This is a genomic window from Brevibacterium sp. BRM-1 (assembly GCF_026802075.1).
GTDB classification, from domain to species: domain Bacteria; phylum Actinomycetota; class Actinomycetes; order Actinomycetales; family Brevibacteriaceae; genus Brevibacterium; species Brevibacterium rongguiense.
Genome location: NZ_CP113788.1, coordinates 666,340 through 688,166, shown reverse-complemented (window position 1 = coordinate 688,166; position 21,827 = coordinate 666,340). Strand labels below are relative to the sequence as shown.

Sequence of the window (21,827 nt, the reverse complement as noted above, 5' to 3'; positions counted from 1 at the left end):
GGCGCCCACGGCGCGGGAGAGACTTTCGCACACCGTGCAGCGCGCCGCGCGCGCAGAAAGGCAGCGATGTCCACCGCCCTTCCGCTGTGGTTCGAAATCGGCTCGCTGAGCATCCTCGTGCTCATCCTCATCGCCGATCTCCTCCTCATCCTCAAGCGCCCCCACGTGCCCGGCATGAAGGAGGCGAGCCTGTGGGTGGGCTTCTACGTCGCCCTCGCGCTCGTCTTCGCCGCGCTCATGTTCATCATCGGCGACGCCGAGCACGGCGGGCAGTTCCTCGCCGGCTGGCTCACCGAGTACTCGCTGAGCATCGACAACCTCTTCGTCTTCGTGCTCATCATGGGCCGCTTCAAGGTGCCCAAGCTCTACCAGCAGGAAATCCTCATGGTGGGCATCATCATCGCGCTGATCTGCCGGGGGGCCTTCATCCTCGCCGGCTCGTACATCATCGAGATGTTCGTGGGCGTGTTCTACCTGTTCGGCGCGTTCCTGCTCTACACCGCGTTCAAGCAGGCGTTCGGCAAGGAGGACGAGGACGACGAGGACTCCGCCCTCGTGCGGTTCATCAAGCGCCGCGCGCACATGGTCGACGAGTACGACGGCAACCGGCTGCGCACGACGATCGACGGCAAGCGCTACTTCACGCCCATGCTGCTCGTCTTCATCGCCATCGGCACCACCGACGTCATGTTCGCGCTCGACTCGATCCCGGCGATCTTCGGCATCACGAGCAGCCCCTTCATCGTGTTCGCGGCCAACCTCTTCGCCCTCATGGGCCTGCGCCAGCTGTACTTCCTGCTGGGCGGCCTGCTCGACCACCTCGCGTACCTCAAATACGGCATCGCGGCGATCCTCGCGTTCATCGGCGTCAAGCTCATCCTCCACGCGATGCACGAGACGTGGTTCCCCGGCGTGCCGGAGATCGGCACGTGGATGTCGCTGGGCTTCATCGTCGCCGCGATGGCCGTTGCCACGGTTGCGAGCCTCGTGGCCATGCGGCGGCGGGGCGAGCACGTGCACTTCGGCCAGGTGGAGCACGAGGCGCACGGCCCGGCCCCGCACGAGCCCGGTGCGGAGCCCGGCGAGCGCCCCTGAGCACGTGCGCAACGCGGGGCGGGCACACCTGCACGTCCGGCGCCGCCCGACCCGCCGAGACCGCGGCATCCGGGCAGCCGCACCATCCGGGCAGACACGGCATCCGAGCGACCGCACCATCCGGGTTGGGCGGCGGCCCACCCGGGTTGGGCGGCCGGGGGCGGGCGCCCGGGAACGGGCATCTGGGGGCCGGCATCCGGGGGCGGGCGCCCGGGAGTGGGCGGGCCTGCCCGCGCGGCCCCTGCCCTGCCCTGCACGGCCCGAACCCGCACGGCCCCGACCTACTCAGTCCGAACGTGCCCAGTCGGAACGTGTCCGAACCTCCTCAGCCCGGGCCGTTCGATGCCCGAGGCGCAGTGAAATCTGGAGCCGATCCAGGCCTCGGTCCCGCGCAGTCCTCCGAGCCGCGCGGGCCATGGCCCGGCACCGGTCCGGGCTCCTCAGACTGGGGCCGGCCCCAGGCCAGGCTTCTCAGGCCTCGGACCCGCTCAGGCCTCGGGCGTTCTCAGTCCTCGCAGCCGCTCAGGCCGAGCCCGGCCCCGGGGCGGCCTCCCTCAGGCCTCGGGCGCGAAGGGGCCGAACACGGGATTCCAGCCCCGGATCGTCGTCGACGAGATGACCTCGGCGGCGGCGTAGGGGTCCTGGGTGAGGGTGTCCTCGATGTTGTGGCGCGTATCGGCCTGCATGATGAGCAGGCCGCCGGGCACGAAATCGTCCTCGAGCGGCCCGGAGGCCAGCAGCACGCCGGCGTCGAACAGCTTGGCCTGCCACGTGCGGTGCGCGGGTCGGGCCGCCATGCGGGTGTCGATGTCGGGACCGTATTCGTAGGTGACGGCGAAGATCGCCATGGTGACTCCTTCGTGCGCGAGGCGGCGGGGAATAATGGGCCGCGGCCCGCGGTTGCCCACGTGGCCGCGCTGTCAGTCTAGGTCCGGGAAGGGGGAGCGCGACACGTGCCACGCCTGCCGCACATCCCCGAGGAATTCGCGGACCCGGACACCCTCCTCGAGGCCTTCGAGGACTACTGCGCCGAACTCGGCATCGAGCTCTACCCCGCCCAGCAGGAGGCCATCTACGCCCTGCTGGCCGGGGACAACACGATCGTCGCGACGCCCACCGGGTCCGGGAAGTCGATGGTGGCACTCGCGGCCCTCTTCGCCGCCCTCTCCCAGGGCCGGCGCGCCTTCTACACGGCGCCCATCAAGGCGCTCGTGAGCGAGAAGTTCTTCCAGCTCGTCGACGCCTTCGGCCCCGAGTCCGTCGGGATGGTCACCGGCGACACCGCCGTCAACCCCGGCGCCCCGGTCGTGTGCGCCACCGCCGAGGTGCTGGCCAACCAGGCGCTGCGCGAGGGCCCGCTGCTCGACGTCGGCCTCGTCGTCATGGACGAGTTCCACTACTTCGGCGATCCACAGCGCGGCTGGGCCTGGCAGACACCTCTCCTGACGCTGCCGCAGGCGCAGTTCGCCCTCATGTCGGCCACGCTGGGCGACACCTCGCGCATCGAGGCGGAGCTCACCGCCCTCACCGGCCGGGACACGAGCGTGGTGGCCGGTGCCGAGCGGCCCGTCCCGCTCGAGTACGACTACTCGGAGGACCCGCTCCAGGAGACCCTCCAGCGCCTCGTGCGGGCGGGGCAGGCGCCCATCTACGTCGTCTCCTTCTCGCAGCGGGCCGCGGTCGAGCTGGCCGGCTCGCTCACGAGCGCCGAGCTCGCCGACCGCGCCCAGCGCGACGCGGTCGCCGAGGCGATCCGCGGCTTCGGCTTCGCCAAGGGCTTCGGCCAGATCCTGCGCCGGCTGCTGCTGCACGGGATCGGCGTCCACCACGCGGGCATGCTGCCCAAGTACCGCCGGCTCGTCGAGCACCTCGCCGCGGATGGGCTGCTCAGCGTCATCTCCGGCACCGACACGCTGGGGGTGGGCATCAACGTCCCCATCCGCACCGTGCTCTTCACCGCCCTGACGAAGTACGACGGGCGCCGGGTGCGCAAGCTGCGCGTGCGCGAGTTCCAGCAGATCGCCGGCCGCGCGGGCCGCGCCGGCTTCGACACGCGCGGCTACGTCGTCGCGCAGGCCCCCGAGCACGTCATCGACAACGCGAAGGCGCTCGCGAAGGCCGGCGAGGACCCGAAGAAGCGGCGCAAGGTCAAGCGCAAGCAGCCGCCGGCGGGCTTCGTGTCCTGGTCGCGGGAGACCTTCGACAACCTTGCCTCCGGTACCCCGGAGGAGCTCACCTCGCACATGCGGATCTCCCACTCGACGATCGTCAATCTGCTCTCGCGCCCCAACGCCACCTACCGCACGGTCGACGCGTTCATCGCGGCGACCCACGAGACGGCCAACGCCAAGCTCGACATGCGGCTGCGCGCCCTGGGCATCGGCCGCTCGCTGCTCGCGGCCGGCGTCATCGAGCCCACCACGACGAGCGCCGGCGAGCCCGGCCTGCGCCCGGTGGGCGACCTCGGGCCCCAGTTCGCGCTCAACCAGCCGCTGTCGCCCTTCGCCCTCGCCGCGCTCGAGCTGTTCGATCCCGCGGACGAGAGCTGGGCGCTCGACGTGCTCTCCGTCATCGAGGCGACGGTCCCCGCGCCGCCGGCCGTGCTCATGGGCCAGCTCGACCGCATCAAGCGCGAGGAGCTCGGCGCGCTCAAGGCGGAGGGGGTGGAGTACGAGGAGCGCATGGAGGTCCTCGACTCGCTGCAGCGCCCGCAGCCCAACGGCGAGGCCCTCGAGGTGGCGTTCGAGGCCTACGTCGCCCACGCTCCGTGGCTGCGCGAGATCGGCCTCGAGCCCAAGGCCGTGGTCCGGGACATGATCGACCAGTCGATGGGCTTCTCCCAGTTCGTCTCCTACTACGGGCTGGCGCGGGTCGAGGGCGGCCTGCTGCGCTACCTCTCGGACGTCTACCGCGCGCTCGTGCAGACCGTTCCCGCCGACCTCGTCACGCAGCCGCTGCGCGACATCGTCGACTGGCTGGGCGAGGTGATCGTGCGCATCGACTCCTCGCTCGTCCAGGAGTGGGAGGCGCTGCGGGCCGCGGGCGCGGAGGCCGAGGCGCTGCCCATGGGGGCGGCCGACACCCGGCTGTCCGCGGATCCGGCGCGCTTCGCCCGGCTGGTGCGCAACGAGATGTTCCACCGCGTGCTCCTGGCCGAGCGCGCCGCCTATGACGCGCTGGGCGCGCTCGACTCCGACTCCGGCTGGAACCAGAAGCGCTGGGAGGCTACGGTCGAGGACTACTACGCCGAGTACGGCGAGCTGGGCATCGGGCCCGAGGCGCGCAGCTCGGCCCTGTTCCAGCTGGGCCCGGAGGAAGACGGTCGGATGCGGGTGCGCCAGGTGCTCGACGACCCCCGCGGCGACCGGGATTGGGCGATCAGCGCCGTGGTCGACGTCGCCGCCTCCGACGCCGCGGACGAGCTCGTCCTCGAGATCGTCGACGTCGGCCCCGTGCGCCCCTGAGCCGCGGGCCCGCTCCCGCACCGGGCCGCCCCGGCCGGGCGCCGCGCGCCCGCCCCCGCCAGCACCCTCGATGACCGGCCGTGTCAGCGCCGGAGAATAGAGTGTCCACGTGACTGCAGCCAAGCAACCCGTCTCCCACCTCGATACGCTCGTGGTCCAGGGGGCCCGCGCCCACAACCTCCGCAGCGTCGACGTCTCGCTGCCGCGCGACTCGATGGTCGTCTTCACCGGCCTCTCCGGCTCGGGCAAGTCCTCGCTCGCGTTCGACACGATCTTCGCCGAGGGCCAGCGCCGCTACGTCGAATCGCTGTCGTCCTATGCCCGGATGTTCCTGGGCCAGATGGACAAGCCCGACGTCGACCTCATCGAGGGCCTCTCGCCCGCCGTGTCCATCGACCAGAAGTCCACGTCGCGCAATCCCCGCTCCACGGTCGGCACCATCACGGAGGTCTACGACTTCCTGCGGCTGCTGTGGGCGCGCATCGGCCAGCCCCACTGCCCCGTCTGCGGGGAGGAGATCACCAGCCAGACGCCCCAGCAGATCGTCGACCAGCTGCTGCAGCTGACCGAGCGCACGAAGTTCATCGTCCTCGCCCCCCTCGTGCGGGGCCGCAAGGGCGAATTCGTCGACGAATTCGCCCGCCTGCAGGCCGAGGGGTTCTCCCGCGCCGTCGTGGACGGCGAGCAGATCATGCTCTCCGATCCGCCCAAGCTGGCCAAGCAGGTCAAGCACCACATCTCCGTGGTCGTCGACCGCCTCGTGGCCAAGGACAACATCCGCCAGCGCCTGACGGACTCGGTCGAGACGGCCCTGCGGACCGCGGACGGGCGGATGGACGTGGAGTTCCCCGACGACGGGAGCACCCGCACCTTCTCCGAGCACATGTCCTGCCCGAACGACCACCCGCTGGCGCTCGACCAGATCGAGCCGCGCACATTCTCGTTCAACTCGCCGTTCGGCGCGTGCCCGGAGTGCGATGGGATCGGCACGAAGCTGCAGGTCGACGAGTCGCTGGTCGTCCCGGACGAGGACCTGAGCCTTGCGGAGGGCGCGGTCGCGCCCTGGTCGCTGGGCAAGACCACCGCGCAGTACTTCAACCGGCTGCTCGCGGCCCTCGGCGGCGAGCTCGGCTTCTCCATGGACACGCCGTGGCACGCCCTGCGCGACTCGGACCGCCAGGCGATCCTGTTCGGCAAGGACTACAAGGTCAAGGTCAAGTACCGCAACCGGTTCGGCCGCGAGCGGACGTATTCGACCGGCTTCGAGGGCGTCCACCAGTTCATCCTGCGCAAGCACGAGGAGACGGAGTCCGACCACGCCCGCGAGCGCTACGAGTCCTACATGCGCGAGGTGCCGTGCCAGGCGTGCGGCGGCACCCGGCTGCGCCCGGAGGCGCTGTCCGTGCTCGTGGGCGGGGCCTCGATCGCCGACGTCAGCCGGCTCTCGATCGACCAGGCCGCGGACTTCCTCGCCACCCTCGACCTCGACGCGCGCCAGGCCGCCATCGCGGCGCAGGTGATGAAGGAGATCAGCGCCCGGCTCGGGTTCCTCCTCGATGTGGGCCTCGACTACCTCAGCCTCGACCGCACCGCCGGGACGCTCTCCGGCGGTGAGGCCCAGCGGATCCGGCTGGCCACGCAGATCGGCTCCGGCCTCGTCGGCGTCCTCTACGTCCTCGACGAGCCCTCGATCGGCCTGCATCAGCGCGACAACCGCCGTCTCATCGACACCCTGCTCAAGCTGCGCGACCTCGGCAACACGCTCATCGTCGTCGAGCACGACGAGGAGACGATCGAGGCCTCCGACTGGATCGTCGACATCGGCCCCGGCGCCGGCGAGCACGGGGGAGAGGTCATCTACTCCGGCGAGGTGCCCGGCCTTGAGGCCGCCGAGGACTCCGTCACCGGGGCCTACCTGTTCGGCCGCCGGCGGATCGAGCTGCCGGCCGAGCGCCGGCCGATCGACCGCAAGCGCATGGTGACCGTCGAGCGGGCGCGGGAGAACAACCTCAAGGACATCACGGTGAAGTTCCCGCTGGGCGTGTTCACCGCGGTCACCGGTGTCTCCGGATCCGGCAAGTCGACCCTCGTCAACGACATCCTCTACACGGAGCTGGCCAACAGGCTCAACAACGCCCGTCAGGTGCCCGGCCGCCACAAGCGCATCACGGGCCTCGAGGAGCTCGACAAGGTCATCCACGTCGACCAGTCGCCGATCGGGCGCACCCCGCGGTCGAACCCCGCGACCTACACGGGCGTGTTCGACCACGTCCGCCGGCTGTTCTCGGAGACCGAGGTGGCGCGCGTGCGCGGCTACCAGCCCGGCCGCTTCTCCTTCAACGTCAAGGGCGGGCGCTGCGAGAACTGCCACGGCGACGGCACCATCAAAATCGAGATGAACTTCCTGCCCGACGTCTACGTGCCCTGCGAGGTCTGCGGGGGCGCGCGCTACAACCGGGAGACCCTCGAGGCGAAGTTCAAGGGCAAGAGCATCGCCGACGTCCTCGACATGCCCATCGAGGAGGCCGCGGAGTTCTTCGCCGCCGTCCCGGCGATTGCCCGCCACCTCAACACCCTCGTCGAGGTGGGGCTGGGCTACGTGCGGCTCGGCCAGCCCGCCACCACCCTCTCCGGCGGGGAGGCCCAGCGCGTCAAGCTCGCAGCCGAGCTGCAGAAGCGCTCGCGCGGGCGCACCGTCTACGTGCTCGACGAGCCCACGACCGGGCTGCACTTCGAGGACATCCGCAAGCTGCTCCTCGTCCTCCAGGGGCTCGTGGACAAGGGCAACAGCGTCATCGTCATCGAGCACAACCTCGACGTCATCGGCTCGGCGGACTACGTCATCGACATGGGCCCCGAGGGCGGCCGCGGCGGCGGTACCGTCGTCGCCACGGGCACGCCGGAGGAGGTGGCGCGCGCCGAGGGCTCGCACACCGGCGAGTACCTCGCCCGGATGCCGCAGATCGCGGAGCGGATCGGTGCACCCCAGTGAGTACCGCCCCGCGCCGGGAGAGATTCCGACCCGGCCCGGGGTCTACAAGTTCCGCGACCCGGACCGCCGGGTCATCTACGTGGGCAAGGCCAAGAATCTCCGCGCGCGCCTGAACTCGTACTTCGCCAAGCCGGAGGGGCTGCACCGGCGCACCCGCGCGATGGTGCACAGCGCCGCCTCCGTCGAGTGGACCGTCGTGGACACGGAGGTCGAGGCCCTCCAGCTCGAGTGGACGTGGATCAACGAGTACAACCCGCGGTTCAACGTCATGTTCCGCGACGACAAGTCCTACCCCTACCTCGCCATCACCATGAAGGACGAGTTCCCGCGGGTCTACGTCACCCGCGGCAAGCGCCGCAAGGGCGTGAAGTACTTCGGGCCCTTCGCCCAGGTGTGGGCGATCAAGGAGACGCTCGACCTGCTGCTGCGCGCGTTCCCCATGCGCACGTGCACGAACGGCGTGTTCGACCGGGCCCGGCGCAGCGGCCGGCCGTGCCTGCTCGGCTACATCGACAAGTGCTCCGCGCCGTGCGTGGGCCGCATCTCGCCCGAGGCGCACCGAGACCTGGCCCGCAGCATCGCGGACTTCATGTCCGGCTCCGGCGGCGGCTTCATCTCCGCGCGCAAGCGGGAGATGGCGCAGGCGGCACAGGAGCTCGACTACGAGCGGGCGGCGCGTCTGCGCGATGAGCTCGCGGCCCTCCAGAAGGTGCTCGACAAGAGCGCCGTCGTGCTGTCGATGAATGCCGACGCGGACATCTTCGGCATGGTCGTCGAGGAGCTCGAGGCCTCCGTGCAGGTCTTCCACGTGCGGGGCGGGCGCATCCGCGGCCAGCGCGGCTGGATCGTCGAGCGGCTCGAGGAGCATACCCCCGCCGACCTCACCGCCGACTACCTGCGCCAGGCGTACACGGAGGCCGACGCGGATGCGGTCCCGCGCGAGATCCTCGTCGACACGCTGCCCAGCGAGCTCGAGGCGCTCACCGAGTGGCTCACCGCCAAGCGCGGCTCGCGGGTGAGCATCCGCGTGCCCCAGCGCGGCGAGAAGGCCGCCGTCGCGCAGACCGTCGAGCAGAACGCCCGGGAGTCGCTGGCGCTGCACAAGACGCGCCGGGCCGCCGACCTCACCACCCGCAGCACGGCGCTCAACGAGATCCAGCAGGCGCTCAAGCTCTCCGAGCCGCCGCTGCGCATCGAGTGCATCGACAACTCCCACATGCAGGGCAGCGACGTCGTCGGCTCACTCGTCGTCTTCGAGGACGGCCTGCCCAAGAAGCGCGACTACCGCCGCTTCTCCGTGACCGGGGACGCGGCGCGCGATGACACCTCGGCGATGTACGACGTCGTCTCCCGGCGCTTCTCGCGCTACCTCGAGGCGCTGACGAAGGACGAGCCGGACGAGCGCTTCGGCTACCGCCCCTCGCTCCTCGTCGTGGACGGAGCGCTGCCCCAGGTGGGCGCCGCGGTCAGGGCCCTCGAGGACCTCGGGATCCTCGACATCGCCGTGGTGGGCCTGGCGAAGCGCCTCGAGGAGGTCTGGGTGCCCTGGGACGAGTTCCCGGTCGTCCTGCCGCGCAACTCCGAGGGGCTGTTCCTCCTCCAGCGGATCCGCGACGAGGCCCACCGCTTCGCCATCGCCTACCACCGCCAGAAGCGCGGGAAGTCGATGCGCGCCTCCCAGCTCGACGATGTCGCGGGCCTCGGCGAGGCCAAGCGCAAGGCGCTCATCCGGGAGTTCGGCTCCGTCAAGAAGATCGCCGCGGCCAGCGCGGAGGACCTGACGACGGTGAGCGGGATCGGACCCGCGCTGGCCGACCGGATCCTCGCGGCCCTGGGCGCCTCCGGGGCGGAGCCCGCCGCCGATTCGGCTACCGTAGACCCAGACCGCCAGCGAAGAGGATGAGATGACCGATCACCCCGCCACCCCCGATGCCGGCGTCGAGGTGCTCGTGCTCACGGGCATGTCCGGTGCGGGCCGCTCGACCGCCGCCAACGCGCTCGAGGACATGGACTGGTACGTCGTGGACAATCTGCCCCCGCAGATGATCGCGCCGCTCGTCGAGCTGGTCGCGCGCGCCGACGGCAAGCTGCCGAAGGTCGCGGTCGTCGCCGATGTGCGCGGCCGCGGGATGTTCTCCGCGCTCGAGGAGGCGATCGCCGACTACCAGGACCAGGGCATCGGCGTCCGGGTGCTGTTCCTCGACGCCTCCGACGAGGTCCTCGTGCGCCGCTTCGAATCCGTCCGGCGCCCGCACCCGCTGCAGGCCGACGGCACGCTCATCGAGGGCATCGAGGCCGAGCGCAGCGCGCTGGCCGGGATCCGCAGCCGAGCCGACATCACGATCGACACCTCCGACCTCAACGTCCACCAGCTGGGGGCCGAGGTGCGCCGCGCCTTCGGCCACGAGGGCTCGGACGCGCTGCGCATCACGGTCATGAGCTTCGGCTTCAAGTACGGCATCCCCAAGGACGCGGACAACGTGGCCGATGTGCGCTTCCTGCCCAATCCGTACTGGATCCCGCACCTGCGCGAATTCACGGGCCAGGACGCCCCCGTGGCCGACTACGTGCTCGCCCAGCCCGGGGCGCTGGCCTTCGTCGACCGCTACTGCAGCGCCCTCGACGTCGTCATCGAGGGCTACCTGCGCGAGAACCGGACGTATGCGACCGTCGCGATCGGCTGCACGGGCGGCAAACACCGGTCGGTCGCGCTCACCGAGCAGCTCGCGCGCCGGCTGGCCGACCGCACGCCCGCGGCCGTCACCGTGCGCCACCGCGACCTGGGGCGGGAGTAGCCGTGGCGCCCGACTCCGCGTCCCTCGACACCCAGTCGCTCGAGCTGCCCCTCTACCTGCGCCGACCGGGATCCGCGCCCGGCGGCAACCCCCGCATCGTGTCCTTCGGCGGGGGCCACGGCCTCTACGCGGCGCTGCGCGCCTTCCGGCTGCTCACGGAGAACCTCACCGCCGTCGTCACGGTCGCAGACGACGGCGGCTCCTCCGGCCGGCTGCGCGAGGAGTTCGGGGGCCTGCCGCCGGGCGATCTGCGCATGGCGCTCGCGGCGCTGTGCGACGACGGCGAATGGGGCCGCAACTGGCGCGACGTCATCCAGCACCGGTTCTCCTCCGAGGGCTCGCTCAACGAGCACGCGGTGGGCAACCTCCTCATCGCCGCGCTCTGGCAGATCCTCGGCGACCACGTCGAAGGGCTCGACTGGATGGCTCGGCTGCTGCGCACCCACGGGCGCGTCCTGCCCATGTCCTCCGTCCCGCTGGCGATCGAGGCGGACGTGGAGCTGCCCGGGGGGCGCCGCGAGGTCATCCGCGGCCAGTCCCGGCTGGCCGCCACGGACGGCCAGGTGGCGCAGGTGCGGCTGAGCCCGCCGCGGCCGCCGGCCCGGCAGGAGACCCTCGACGCCGTCGCCCAGGCCGAGGTCGTGAACCTGGGGCCCGGCTCCTGGTACACCTCCGTCATGCCCCACCTGCTCGTGCCCGCCCTGGCGGACACGCTGTACCGCTCCCAGGCGCTGAAGATCCTCACGCTCAACCTGCCGGGAGCGGAGCTCGAGACCCGCGGCCTGACCTTGGCCGCCCACCTCGACTCGCTCCACGCCCACGCGCCCCGCCTGTCCTTCGACGCGATCGTCGTGGACGCTGCGGCCGCCGCGGAGGAGCCGGGGCTCGAGGCCAGCGCGGCGCGGCTGTTCGGCGCCCAGCTGTGGGCGCGGCCGCTGGCCGGGCGCAGGCCCCAGCAGCACGACAGCCTCAAGCTCGCGGCGTGTTACCGTGATTTGCTGCTCGACGCGGGCCTCAGCGTCGACGAGCAGTGGTGAGAAAGGACCCCGAATGGCACTGACCGCGCAGGTCAAGGACGAGTTGGCCCGGTACCGCGAGACGCGGGCCTCCGCCCGCAAGGCCGAGGTCTCGGCCACGCTGCGCTTCGCGGGGGCCCTGCACATCGTGGCCGGCTCGATCGTCGTCGAGGCGGAGGTCGACACCGGCGCCGCCGCCCGCCGCCTGCGCGCGGAGATCAAGGCCCTCTACGGCCACACCGCCGAGGTCACCGTCATCGGCGCCGCCGGGATCCGGCGCAGCAGCCGCTACCTCGTGCGCGTGGCCCAAGACGGCCCGGCACTGGCCCGCCAGACCGGGCTCGTCGATGGGCGGGGGCGGCCCGTGCGCGGCCTGCCCGCCGCCGTCGTCAACGGCTCGATCACCGATTCGAAGGCCGCGTGGCGCGGGGCGTTCCTCGCGCACGGCTCCCTCACCGAGCCCGGCAGGTCGGCGGCGCTCGAGGTCACGTGCCCCGGGCCGGAGGCCGCCCTCGCGCTCGTGGGGGCTGCCCGCCGCCTCGAGATCGCGGCGAAGTCCCGCGAGGTCCGCGGGGTCGACCGCGTGGTGCTGCGCGACGGCGAGGCGATCGGGGACCTGCTCACCGCGATGGGCGCGGAGAACACCCGCCTCGTGTGGGAGGAGCGGCGCCTGCGCCGCGAGGTGCGCGCCACCGCCAACCGGCTGGCGAACTTCGACGACGCGAACCTGCGCCGCTCGGCGCGGGCCGCCGTGGCCGCGGGCGCACGCGTCGAGCGGGCGCTCGACATCCTCGGCGAGGACGTGCCTGACCACCTGCGCTACGCCGGGCGCCTGCGGCTGCAGCACAAGCAGGCCTCCCTCGAGGAGCTCGGCCAGCTGGCCAGCCCGCCCATGACGAAGGACGCCATCGCGGGCCGGATCCGGCGCCTGCTGGCCACCGCGGACAAGAGGGCCGAGGACACCGGGATCCCCGGCACGGATGCGAACCTCACCCCGGACATGCTCGACGACGCGTAAGCGCCACTAGACTGGGAGCGACCCACCGAGCACGCCCCGGACGACCAGGAGGTCTCATGCCCATTCGCGTCGGCATCAACGGATTCGGCCGCATCGGCCGCTCATTCCTGCGGCACGCACACGACGAGGGACGCGGGATCGAGGTCGTTGCCATCAACGACCTCACCGACAACGCCCACCTCGCCCACCTGCTCAAGTACGACTCCGTGTGGCGCCGCTTCGAGGCGGAGATCGAGCACGACGACGAGTCGATCACGGTCGACGGCAAGCGGATCCGGGCCACCTCGATCGCCGATCCCGCCCAGATCCCGTGGGCCGAGGCCGGGGCGGACATCGTCATCGAGTCCACCGGCAAGTTCGCCAGCCGCGACAAGGCCGCCAAGCACCTCGACGGCGGCGCGAAGACCGTCATCCTCTCCGCCCCGGGCAAGGGCACCGACGGCATGTTCGTCCTGGGCGTCAACGCCGAGGACTTCGACCCGGCCCAGCACACCGTGATCTCGAACGCCTCGTGCACGACGAACTGCCTGGCACCCGTGGCCAAGGTGCTCAACGACACCGTCGGAATCGAATCCGGCGTCATGACGACCGTGCACGCCTACACCGGGGACCAGAACCTGCTCGACGCCCCGCACAAGGACTTCCGGCGGGCCCGCGCCGCCGCGCTCAACATCGTGCCGACCACGACCGGCGCCGCCAGCGCCGTCGCCAAGGTCATCCCCGAGCTCGAGGGCCGGCTGGACGGCTTCGCGATCCGCGTCCCCGTGCCCACCGGCTCGCTCGTCGACCTCACGTTCGTCCCGGCCCGCGAGACCTCCGTCGAGGAGATCAACGCGGCCATGCTCGCCGCCTCCCAGGGCGAGCTGGCGGGCATCCTCGGCTACACGGACGAGCCGCTCGTGTCCTCCGACATCGTCATGGACCCCCGCTCGGCGATCTTCGACTCGCAGCTGACGATGAAGGTCGGGGACCAGTACAAGGTCATCGCCTGGTACGACAACGAATGGGGCTACTCCGACCGCCTCTTCGAGCTCACCTCCCTGGTGGGCGGCAAGCTGCAGGAGGCCGGCAAGTGAGGACCCTGACCGACCCGGCCCAGCTCGCGGGCAAGCGCGTCCTCGTCCGCAGCGACCTCAACGTGCCGATGGACGGCACGACGATCACGGACACCGGGCGGATCACGGCCTCGGCGCCGACGATCCGCGCGCTGGCCGAGGCCGGCGCGAAGGTCATCGTCGCCGCCCACCTCGGCCGGCCGCAGGGCGCCCCTGACCCCGTCTACTCGCTGGCCCCCGTCGCACCGGAGCTGTCGAAGGCGATCGGCAGGCAGGTGACGTTCGCCTGGGACACCGTCGGAGACGACGCCCAGGCCAAGGTCGCCGGGATGGATGACGGCGACGTCGTGCTGCTGGAGAACCTGCGCTTCGATCCGGGCGAGACGGCGAAGAAGGACGCCGACCGGCTGCCCTTCGCCCGGCGCCTGGCCGGCCTCGCGGACGCCTTCGTCTCCGACGGCTTCGGCGTCGTCCACCGCAAGCAGGCGAGCGTCGTCGACGTCGCCGGCCTGCTGCCCTCCTTTGCCGGCGGGCTCGTCGCGGCGGAGGTGGAGGTCTCCGACCGGCTGCTGCACGACCCCGCGCGCCCCTACGTCGTGGTCCTCGGCGGCTCGAAGGTCTCGGACAAGCTGGGCGTCATCGCCTCCCTGCTCGAGCGGGCGGACACGCTCATCATCGGCGGCGGCATGGTCTTCACCTTCCTCGCGGCGCAGGGCCATGCGGTGGGCCAGAGCCTGCTCGAGGACGATCAGCTCGACACCGTGCGCGGCTACCTGTCCAAGGCGCAGCAGGCCGGCGTCGACATCGTGCTGCCCACCGACATCGTCATGGCCGCGTCGTTCGACCGCGACGCCGAGCACTGGACGGTGCCGGTCGACGCGCTCGAATCGACGCCGGCGGGGGCGTCCGCCATCGGGCTCGACATCGGCCCGGAGACTGCGGCGCACTACGCCGAGCTCATCGCCGGGGCGCGCACGGTGTTCTGGAACGGGCCCATGGGCGTCTTCGAGTTCCCGACGTTCGCGGCGGGCACGAAGGCCGTGGCCGAGGCGCTCACCGACGTCCACGGCGGCGCGGACCAGGGGCGCCTGACGGTCGTGGGCGGCGGCGACTCCGCCGCGGCCGTGCGCGCGCTCGGCTTCTCCGACGACAGCTTCGGCCACATCTCCACCGGGGGCGGGGCCAGCCTCGAGTACCTCGAGGGCAAGGAACTGCCCGGTCTCGCGGCGCTGGAGGACGAGTGATGGCCCAGCGCACCCTGCTGCTGGCGGGCAACTGGAAGATGCACCACGACCACCTTGAGGCGATCTCGACCGTGCAGAAGCTCGCGTGGGCGCTGCGCGATGCCCGCCTGCCGGCGGGGTCCTGCGAGGTGGCGGTCATCCCGCCGTTCACGGACCTGCGCTCGGTGCAGACGCTCGTCCAGGGCGACAAGCTCGACCTGGCCTACGGGGCGCAGGACCTCTCCGCCCATGACGAGGGCGCCTACACGGGCGAGGTCAGCGGCCGGTTCCTCGCACGGCTCGGCTGCGCATACGCGCTCGTGGGCCACAGCGAGCGCCGCGCCCACCACGGCGAGGACGACGCGCAGGTCCGTGCGAAGCTCGAGGCCGCACTGCGCCACGAGCTCGTGCCCATCCTCTGCGTGGGCGAGTCTGCCGAGGTCCGCGAGGCCGGCGGCCACCTCGACTACGTCACCGGGCAGCTGCGCGCGGCCCTCGAGGGCATCGCGGCGGAGGCGCTGGGCGGGCTCGTCGTCGCCTATGAGCCCGTCTGGGCGATCGGCACCGGAGCGACCGCGACGGCGCAGGACGCTGCGGAGATGGCCACCGCGTTGCGCGCCGCGCTGCGGGAGACGGCGGGGGATGCCGTCGCGGATGCCGCGCGGATCCTCTACGGCGGCAGCGTGAAGGCGGAGAACGTGGCGGAGATCGTCGCCGCCGAGGACATCGACGGCGCGCTGGTGGGCGGTGCGAGCCTCGAGGCCGACGGCTTCGCGGCGCTGTGCGCCGCCGCGGTGCGCGGCTGATAGGGTGAGCGCGTGGAAATTCTGACTTGGGTCCTCACCGGCTTGCTCATCCTCACGAGCGTCATCCTCACGCTGTTCATCCTGCTCCACAAGGGCAAGGGCGGCGGCATGTCGGACATGTTCGGCGGCGGCATGAGCTCGAACCTCGGCGCCTCCGGCGTCGCGGAGCGCAACCTCAACCGGATCACGGCCTTCATCGCGATCGTGTGGGGCGCCTCGATCATCCTGCTCGGACTCATCGTCCGCTTCCAGGCGTAGCCCGCCCTTCACGCACCGCGGCCCGGCAGTCATCGACTGCCGGGCCGCGGTGCGTCTGCGCCTCGTCCCCGCCCCCGCCAGCGAGGACGGGGACGGGGTGCGCTCACCCGTCGAGCGCCTCGAGCGCCGCGCGCACCTGGGCGAGGCCGGCCTCGACCTCCCGCAGGCGGATCGTGATGAGCGGTCGGCCGTGCAGGGCCTCGGCGTCCCCGGCCGCCTGCGCCTCCTGCAGCCGGCCGAGCGTGAACCCCGTGCCCGGCACCTCGACATCGGCCTCCGGAGCCGCGATGAGCTGGATGAAGCTGCCGTTGGGGTGGCCGCCCTTGTGGTACTGCCCGGTCGAGTGCAGGTAGCGCGGACCCCAGCCGAACGTCGTCTGGAAGCCGGTCGCCCGGGCGGCGGTATCGCGCAGCGCCTGCGCGTCGGCCGCGGCACCGCGGTCCAGGTAGGCCTGGATCGCGATGTAGCCGTACTCGTCGGTGCGGTCGATGAGCTCGTCGAGGGCGCCGCGCAGGCTCTCGACGTCCGCGAGGATACGGTGGGAGTCGACGACGTCGACCGCGCCGTCGGTGATGACCGGCCGGTCATCGCCCTCGGCTGCGCCCTCGAGCAGCGCGCGTGCGTTGGCCTTGGCCGCCTCGACATCGGGCTGGTCGAACGGGTTGATGCCGATGCTGTACCCGGCGATGGCGACCGCGGTCTCCCACAGCAGGAACTGGGCGCCCAGCGGCCCGGCCACGGCGGCCGCGAACTCCGAGAGCGGCTGGTGGTCGCCCACCGCGGAGCCGATGAACAGCAGCGCCGCATCGGGCCTGGCATCGTCGAAGCCGGGGGAGTGGATGGACTCGACGGCCACCGGGAGGATCCCCAGGCCCTCCTTGCCGGTCGACTCGGCGATGAGCTGCTCGAGCCACGCGCCGAGCCCAACGATCGGAGCATCGGTGGTGGCGATGACGAGCTTCTCCGTGCCGAGGCCGTGGGCCGTGCCGAGGAAGGCGCCGAGGCGCACGGCCGGGTTGTCCGCGGAGTCCGCGGCCAGCGCGGGCGCGAGCTCCTGCGCCTGGGCGAGCAGCGAGGCGACCTCGGCGCCTGCGAGCCCGGCGGGCACGAGCCCGAATGCGCTGAGCGCGGCGAAGCGCCCGCCCACGGTGGGATCTGCCTCGAACGCGGCCCGCCATCCCTCGGCCTCGGCGAGCTGGGCGAGCGCGGTGTCCGGGTCCGTGATGGCGATGAGCCGGGCCGCGGGGTCGAGCCCGGCCTCGGCGCACAGGGCGGTGAAGATGCGCCGGTGGGAATCGGTCTCGACCGTCGTCCCGGACTTCGAGGCGACGATGAGGACGGTGGCCGCGAGGTCCTCGGTGAGCGCGCGGCGCACCTCGTCCGGCGCAGTCGTGTCGAGCACCGTGAGCGGCACCCCGGCGGTTGCGGCGATGACCTCCGCCCCCAGGGAGGACCCGCCCATGCCGGCGAGCACGATGCGGGTGAGGCCCTCGGACTCCAGCTCGGAGCGCAGCTCTCCGATCCGCTCGACGAGTCCGACGGACTCGAGCGGCAGCCCGGTCCAGCCCAGGCGGCGCTGCGCCTCGGCGCTCGCGGCATCGCCCCACACCCCGCCGTCGCCCGCGGCGATGCGCGAGGCGGCGCGGGCGTCGAGGATCGCCGCGAGCTGCTCGTCGAACTCCGCCTCCGAGCGCACCCCCAGGCTCACGGTCGTGTGCTGGTCATCCGCGCTCATGCGCGCTCCTCTCGTGCCGCCGCGAGCTGCTCGCCCACGGAGCCTGCGAGCTCATCCCAGCTCGCCTCGAACTTCTCCAGGCCCTCGGCCTCGAGCCGGTCCATGGCCTGCGCGTAGTCGATGCCGAGCCGGCTGAGCGCGTCGAGGTCCTCATCGGCCTGCGCGTAGCCGTCGACCACCGTGTCGCCGTGGACCTCGCCGTGGTCGGCGAACGCGCGCAGCGTGGCCTCCGGCATCGTGTTCACGCAGCCCTCGGTGACGAGCCCGGTGACGTACATCGTGTCCGGGTAGGCCGGGTTCTTCGTCCCGGTGGAGGCCCACAGCGGGCGCTGGCGGCGGGCCCCGGCGGCGGCGAGCACGCGGAAGCGCTCGGAGTCGAACTGCTCGCCGGCGATGCGGTGGGCCAGGCGGCAGTTGGCCAGCCCGGCCCGGCCGCGCAGCGCGAGCGCCTCCGGGGTGCCGATCTCCTCGAGCCGACGGTCGAACTCCGTGTCGACGCGGGAGACGAAGATCGAGGCCACCGAGTGGATCTGCGAGATGTCGTGGCCGGCCTCGCGGGCGCGCTCGAGGCCGTTGATGTACGCCTCGACGACCCGCCGGTAGCGGCCCAGCGCGAAGATGAGGGTGACGTTGACGCTGATGCCCTCCGCCACGACCCGGGTGATGGCGTCGAGGCCCTCCTCCGTGGCGGGAATCTTGATCATGGTGCCGGGCCGGTCGATGGCCCGCACGAGCCGGCAGGCGTATTCGACGGTGCCCTCGGCATCGCGGGCCAGGTGCGGGGGCACCTCGATGGACACGCGGCCGTCGGCGCCGTCGGTGCGGTCGTAGACGGGGCGCAGGACATCGCAGGCCTGTGCGACATCGGCGCACGTGACGGCGTCGATGGCGGCGTCGACGGAGCCGCCCTCGGCGGCCAGCTGCGCGACCTGCTCCGCATACGCCCCACCGTCGCGCAGGGCGGCGGCGAAGATCGTCGGGTTCGTCGTCACGCCCACGACCGAGGTGTCGGCGATCGCCTGCGCGAGGCCCCCGGATGCCAGGCGCGAGCGCGAGAGGTCGTCGAGCCACACGGACACGCCGGCGGCGCTGAGCTGCTCCAGCGGGGCGCTCATGCGCGCGCCCCCGCCGCGGCGATCGATTCCCGGGCGGCGGTGGCCACCGCGTCCGGGGTGATGCCGAACTCCACGTAGAGGCGCTGGTAGTCGGCCGAGGCGCCGAAGTGCTCGAGGGAGACCGCGCGGCCCTCGGTGCCGAGGTAGCGGTGCCAGCTCATGGCCGAGCCGGCCTCGACGCTGACCCGCGCGCGGATGTGCGGGGGGAGCACCTCATCGCGGTAGTCCTGGTCCTGGGCGTCAAACCACTCGTGGCTGGGCAGCGACACCACGCGCACGCGGGTGCCCTCGGCGCGCAGGGCGCGGGCGCCCTCGAGCGCGATGTGGACCTCCGAGCCGGAGGCCATGATGATGACCTCGGGCTCGCCCTCGTCGTCGGAGAGGACATAGCCGCCGCGCGCCGCGCCGGCGGCCGGCGCCAGGTCGGCACGGTCGAGGACCGGCACTGCCTGGCGCGTGAGCACGAGGCCCGTGGGCCGGTCGCGGTGGCCGAGCAGGGTCTGCCAGGCGACGGAGACCTCGTTGGCGTCGGCGGGCCGGACGACGTCGAGGCCCGGGATCGCCCGCAGCGCGGAGAGGTGCTCGACGGGCTGGTGGGTGGGCCCGTCCTCGCCCAGGCCGATCGAGTCGTGCGTCCACACGAAGATCGTGGGCAGCTGCTGGAGGGCCGCCAGGCGCACGGCGGCGCGCTGGTAGTCGGAGAAGACGAGGAACGTGCCCGCGTACGGCCGCGTGGGCCCGTGCAGTGCGATGCCGTTGCAGACCAGGCCGGCCGCGAACTCGCGCACGCCGAAGTGCAGGTTGCGGCCGTACGCGCTGCCGGCGAACTGCGAGGTGGCGCGGTCCGGGGGCAGGAACGACTCGTCGGCCTTGATGAGCGTGTTGTTCGACCCGGCGAGGTCCGCCGAACCGCCCCACAGCTCCGGCAGCAGCTCGCCGATCGCGTTGAGCACCGTGCCGGAGGCGGCGCGGGTCGCGATCCCCTTCTGGGCATCCGGCTCGAACGTGGGGAAGGCCTCGGCGAGCCCCGCGGGATCGCCGTGGTTGGTGAGGCGCTGGAGCAGGGCGGCCCGCTCCGGGTTCTCAGACTCCCACGCCTCGAAGCGCTCGTCCCAGGCCCGGTGAGCCTCCCGGCCGCGGTCGACCGCGCGCCGGGTGTGGGCGAGGACGGCCTCCCCGACCGCGAAGTCGGCCTCCGGGTCGAAGCCCAGGACCTTCTTCGTGGCGGCGACCTCGTCCGCGCCCAGCGCGGCGCCGTGCGAGGTCCCCGTGCCCTGGGCGGTGGGGGCGGGCCAGGCGATGATCGTCGACAGCCGAATGAACGAGGGGCGGGGATCCTCGTGGGCCGCGCGCACCGCGGCGTCGAGCGCGCCGATGTCCTCCCGGTACTCGGACCCGCCCTGTGTGAAGTCCACGTGCTGGGTGTGCCAGCCGTAGGCGGCGTAGCGCGCCTCGACGTCCTCGGTGAACGCAATCGAGGTGTCGTCCTCGATCGAGATGCGGTTGTCGTCCCAGATGACGACGAGGTTGTCCAGGCGCTGGGTTCCGGCGAGCGAGGAGGCCTCGCCGGACACGCCCTCCTCGAGGTCGCCGTCGCTGGCGATGACGTAGATCGTGTGGTCGAACGGCGACTGCCCGGCCGGCGCCTCGGGATCGAACAGCCCGCGCTCGCGGCGGGCGGCCATCGCCATGCCGACGGCCGAGGCCAGTCCCGAGCCGAGCGGGCCCGTGGTGATCTCGACGCCCGCCGTGTGGCCCACCTCGGGGTGGCCCGGGGTGAGCGATCCCCAGGTGCGCAGCGCCTGGAGATCGGACAGCTCGAGGCCGTAGCCGGCCAGGTAGAGCTGGATGTACTGGGTGAGGCTCGAGTGCCCGGCGGAGAGGACGAAGCGGTCGCGGCCCAGCCAGTCCGGATCGGCGGGATCGTGGACCATCGCGGTCTGGTAGAGGTAGTAGGCGGCGGGGGCCAGGCTCATCGCGGTGCCCGGGTGGCCGTGGCCGGCCTTCTGCACCGCGTCGGCGGCCAGCACGCGCGCGGTGTCCACGGCGCGGAAGTCGGTGTCGGACCAGGAGCAGAATGTCATGAGGAGGCGAATCCTTTGTTGTGGCCGGTAGTCGACGGCTCGAGTCTACCGGTGCCGGTGCGGACGGCGGGGCGGGTGGCGCCGACGACTACGGCGAGTAGAATGCGAAGAGCTTGTGCGGCGGCCGTGCCCGGCCGCCCAATCGTGAGGAAGAGACTGTCTGCGTGAGTGCCGATCCGACCCGCATGAAGCACCGTGAGGAGAAGCCCCTCCGGCGCACCGTCGACGAGGCGCGCCGGGGGCCCAAGCCCCGCAGTACGTTCATGGCCTACGTCGCGCTGACGAAGCCGCGCGTCATCGAGCTGCTGCTCGTCACGACCGCACCGGTGATGTTCCTCGCCGAGCGCGGCCTGCCGAACCTGTGGCTCGTCCTCGCCACCCTCGTGGGCGGAGCGGCCGCAGCGGCATCGGCCTCCGTGTTCAACTGCTTCATCGACCGCGACATGGACGCGAAGATGCACCGCACGGAGAACCGCCCTCTTGTCACGGGCGAGGTCAAGCCGTCGCACGCACTCGTGTTCGCCTTCGCGCTGGGCATCGGCTCGGTGTTCTGGATGGGCGGCTTCACGAACTGGATGGCCGCCGGGCTCACGGCGATCGCGATCCTCATCTACGTGGTCGTCTACACGATCCTGCTCAAGCGCCACACCTCGCAGAACATCGTCTGGGGCGGCTCCGCCGGGTGCATGCCCGTGCTCATCGGCTGGTCGGCCGTGACCGGCGGGCTGGCCTGGGAGCCGGTCATCCTCTTCCTCGTCGTGTTCTTCTGGACGCCGCCGCACTACTGGCCGCTGGCCATGAAGTACAAGGACGACTACGACGCCGCCGGCGTGCCCATGCTGCCGTCCAAGGTGCCGCCCATGACGGTGGGCCGCCAGATCATCCTCTACGCCTGGGCCATGGTGCTCACCAGCCTCGCGCTCATCCCGGTCGCGCCCATGGGCGCCGTCTACACCGTGACCGCCGTGGCCGGTGGCGCCTGGTTCCTCTGGGAGTGCTACGCGCTGGTGGGACGAGCGAAGAAGGGCCTGACGGGCACGCAGCTGCGCGCCATGAAGGTCTTCCACGGGTCGATCACGTACCTGTCCGTGCTCTTCCTCGCCGTCGCGATCGACCCGTTCGTCCCCGCGCTGTTCTGAGCGGGCCGCTGCTCCGATCCCAGTGCCCGGCC

General features: G+C 71.9%; 16 protein-coding genes. 12 read left to right on the top strand and 4 right to left on the bottom strand.

Features of this window, described 5'->3' with window-relative positions; all coding sequences use genetic code 11:
- Positions 1-66 precede the first annotated feature (66 nt).
- A complete protein-coding gene (locus BRM1_RS03020; protein ID WP_268528060.1) occupies positions 67-1,095 on the top strand; it encodes a TerC family protein in 1,029 nt (342 codons plus the stop codon).
- Between the two features lie 554 nt (positions 1,096-1,649).
- Here the strand turns inward: BRM1_RS03020 and BRM1_RS03015 are convergent.
- Positions 1,650-1,943: a YciI family protein gene (locus tag BRM1_RS03015; protein WP_160952612.1), complete on the bottom strand. Its 294-nt coding sequence runs from the start codon at positions 1,941-1,943 to the stop codon at positions 1,650-1,652.
- Positions 1,944-2,048: 105 nt separating this feature from the next.
- Here BRM1_RS03015 and BRM1_RS03010 point away from each other — a divergent pair, with 105 nt between their 5' ends.
- The 10 genes from BRM1_RS03010 to secG all read left to right on the top strand — a co-directional run bounded on the left by BRM1_RS03010 (position 2,049) and on the right by secG (position 15,722).
- Positions 2,049-4,559 carry a DEAD/DEAH box helicase gene (locus tag BRM1_RS03010; protein ID WP_268528058.1) on the top strand — a complete coding sequence of 837 codons (2,511 nt, stop codon included), beginning with the start codon at positions 2,049-2,051 and terminating at the stop codon, positions 4,557-4,559.
- A 109-nt stretch (positions 4,560-4,668) separates the two neighbouring features.
- The gene (gene uvrA / locus BRM1_RS03005) at positions 4,669-7,551 is read left to right on the top strand and encodes an excinuclease ABC subunit UvrA (RefSeq protein ID WP_268528055.1); all 2,883 of its coding nucleotides are present in this window, start codon (positions 4,669-4,671) and stop codon (positions 7,549-7,551) included.
- On the top strand, positions 7,538-9,454 hold the full coding sequence (gene uvrC / locus BRM1_RS03000) for an excinuclease ABC subunit UvrC (RefSeq protein WP_268528053.1): 1,917 nt from the start codon (positions 7,538-7,540) through the stop codon (positions 9,452-9,454). Before uvrA ends, uvrC begins: the two co-directional genes overlap by 14 nt.
- 1 nt (position 9,455) lies before the next feature.
- The gene (gene rapZ, locus BRM1_RS02995) at positions 9,456-10,346 is read left to right on the top strand and encodes an RNase adapter RapZ (RefSeq protein WP_160952609.1); all 891 of its coding nucleotides are present in this window, start codon (positions 9,456-9,458) and stop codon (positions 10,344-10,346) included.
- 2 nt (positions 10,347-10,348) lie between these two features.
- On the top strand, positions 10,349-11,383 hold the full coding sequence (locus BRM1_RS02990) for a gluconeogenesis factor YvcK family protein (RefSeq protein WP_442864337.1): 1,035 nt from the start codon (positions 10,349-10,351) through the stop codon (positions 11,381-11,383).
- 13 nt (positions 11,384-11,396) lie between these two features.
- On the top strand, positions 11,397-12,380 hold the full coding sequence (gene whiA / locus BRM1_RS02985; RefSeq protein WP_268528051.1) for a DNA-binding protein WhiA: 984 nt from the start codon (positions 11,397-11,399) through the stop codon (positions 12,378-12,380).
- 56 nt (positions 12,381-12,436) lie between these two features.
- Complete coding sequence (gene gap, locus BRM1_RS02980) at positions 12,437-13,456, top strand: type I glyceraldehyde-3-phosphate dehydrogenase (RefSeq protein WP_268528049.1); 1,020 nt, start codon at positions 12,437-12,439, stop codon at positions 13,454-13,456.
- A complete protein-coding gene (locus BRM1_RS02975; RefSeq protein WP_268528046.1) occupies positions 13,453-14,679 on the top strand; it encodes a phosphoglycerate kinase in 1,227 nt (408 codons plus the stop codon). The genes gap and BRM1_RS02975 overlap by 4 nt, the downstream gene beginning before the upstream one ends.
- Complete coding sequence (gene tpiA / locus BRM1_RS02970; protein WP_160952605.1) at positions 14,679-15,464, top strand: triose-phosphate isomerase; 786 nt, start codon at positions 14,679-14,681, stop codon at positions 15,462-15,464. Before BRM1_RS02975 ends, tpiA begins: the two co-directional genes overlap by 1 nt.
- Before the next feature lie 12 nt (positions 15,465-15,476).
- Positions 15,477-15,722 carry a preprotein translocase subunit SecG gene (gene secG, locus BRM1_RS02965; protein ID WP_160952604.1) on the top strand — a complete coding sequence of 82 codons (246 nt, stop codon included), beginning with the start codon at positions 15,477-15,479 and terminating at the stop codon, positions 15,720-15,722.
- 103 nt (positions 15,723-15,825) lie between these two features.
- On the opposite strand, the gene BRM1_RS02960 is transcribed toward secG, so the two are convergent.
- From BRM1_RS02960 to tkt, 3 genes are read right to left on the bottom strand one after another with little or no spacing between them, the layout of a single operon-like run.
- The gene (locus tag BRM1_RS02960; protein ID WP_160952603.1) at positions 15,826-17,457 is read right to left on the bottom strand and encodes a glucose-6-phosphate isomerase; all 1,632 of its coding nucleotides are present in this window, start codon (positions 17,455-17,457) and stop codon (positions 15,826-15,828) included.
- Positions 17,454-18,572, bottom strand: a complete 1,119-nt coding sequence (gene tal / locus BRM1_RS02955; protein ID WP_268528042.1) for a transaldolase — start codon at positions 18,570-18,572, stop codon at positions 17,454-17,456. The genes BRM1_RS02960 and tal overlap by 4 nt, the downstream gene beginning before the upstream one ends.
- Positions 18,569-20,656 carry a transketolase gene (tkt, locus tag BRM1_RS02950; RefSeq protein WP_268528039.1) on the bottom strand — a complete coding sequence of 696 codons (2,088 nt, stop codon included), beginning with the start codon at positions 20,654-20,656 and terminating at the stop codon, positions 18,569-18,571. The genes tal and tkt overlap by 4 nt, the downstream gene beginning before the upstream one ends.
- 185 nt (positions 20,657-20,841) lie before the next feature.
- Between tkt and BRM1_RS02945 the strand changes: the two genes are divergently transcribed.
- Positions 20,842-21,795, top strand: coding sequence for a heme o synthase (locus BRM1_RS02945; RefSeq protein ID WP_160952633.1), 954 nt, complete (start codon positions 20,842-20,844; stop codon positions 21,793-21,795).
- Positions 21,796-21,827 lie beyond the last annotated feature (32 nt).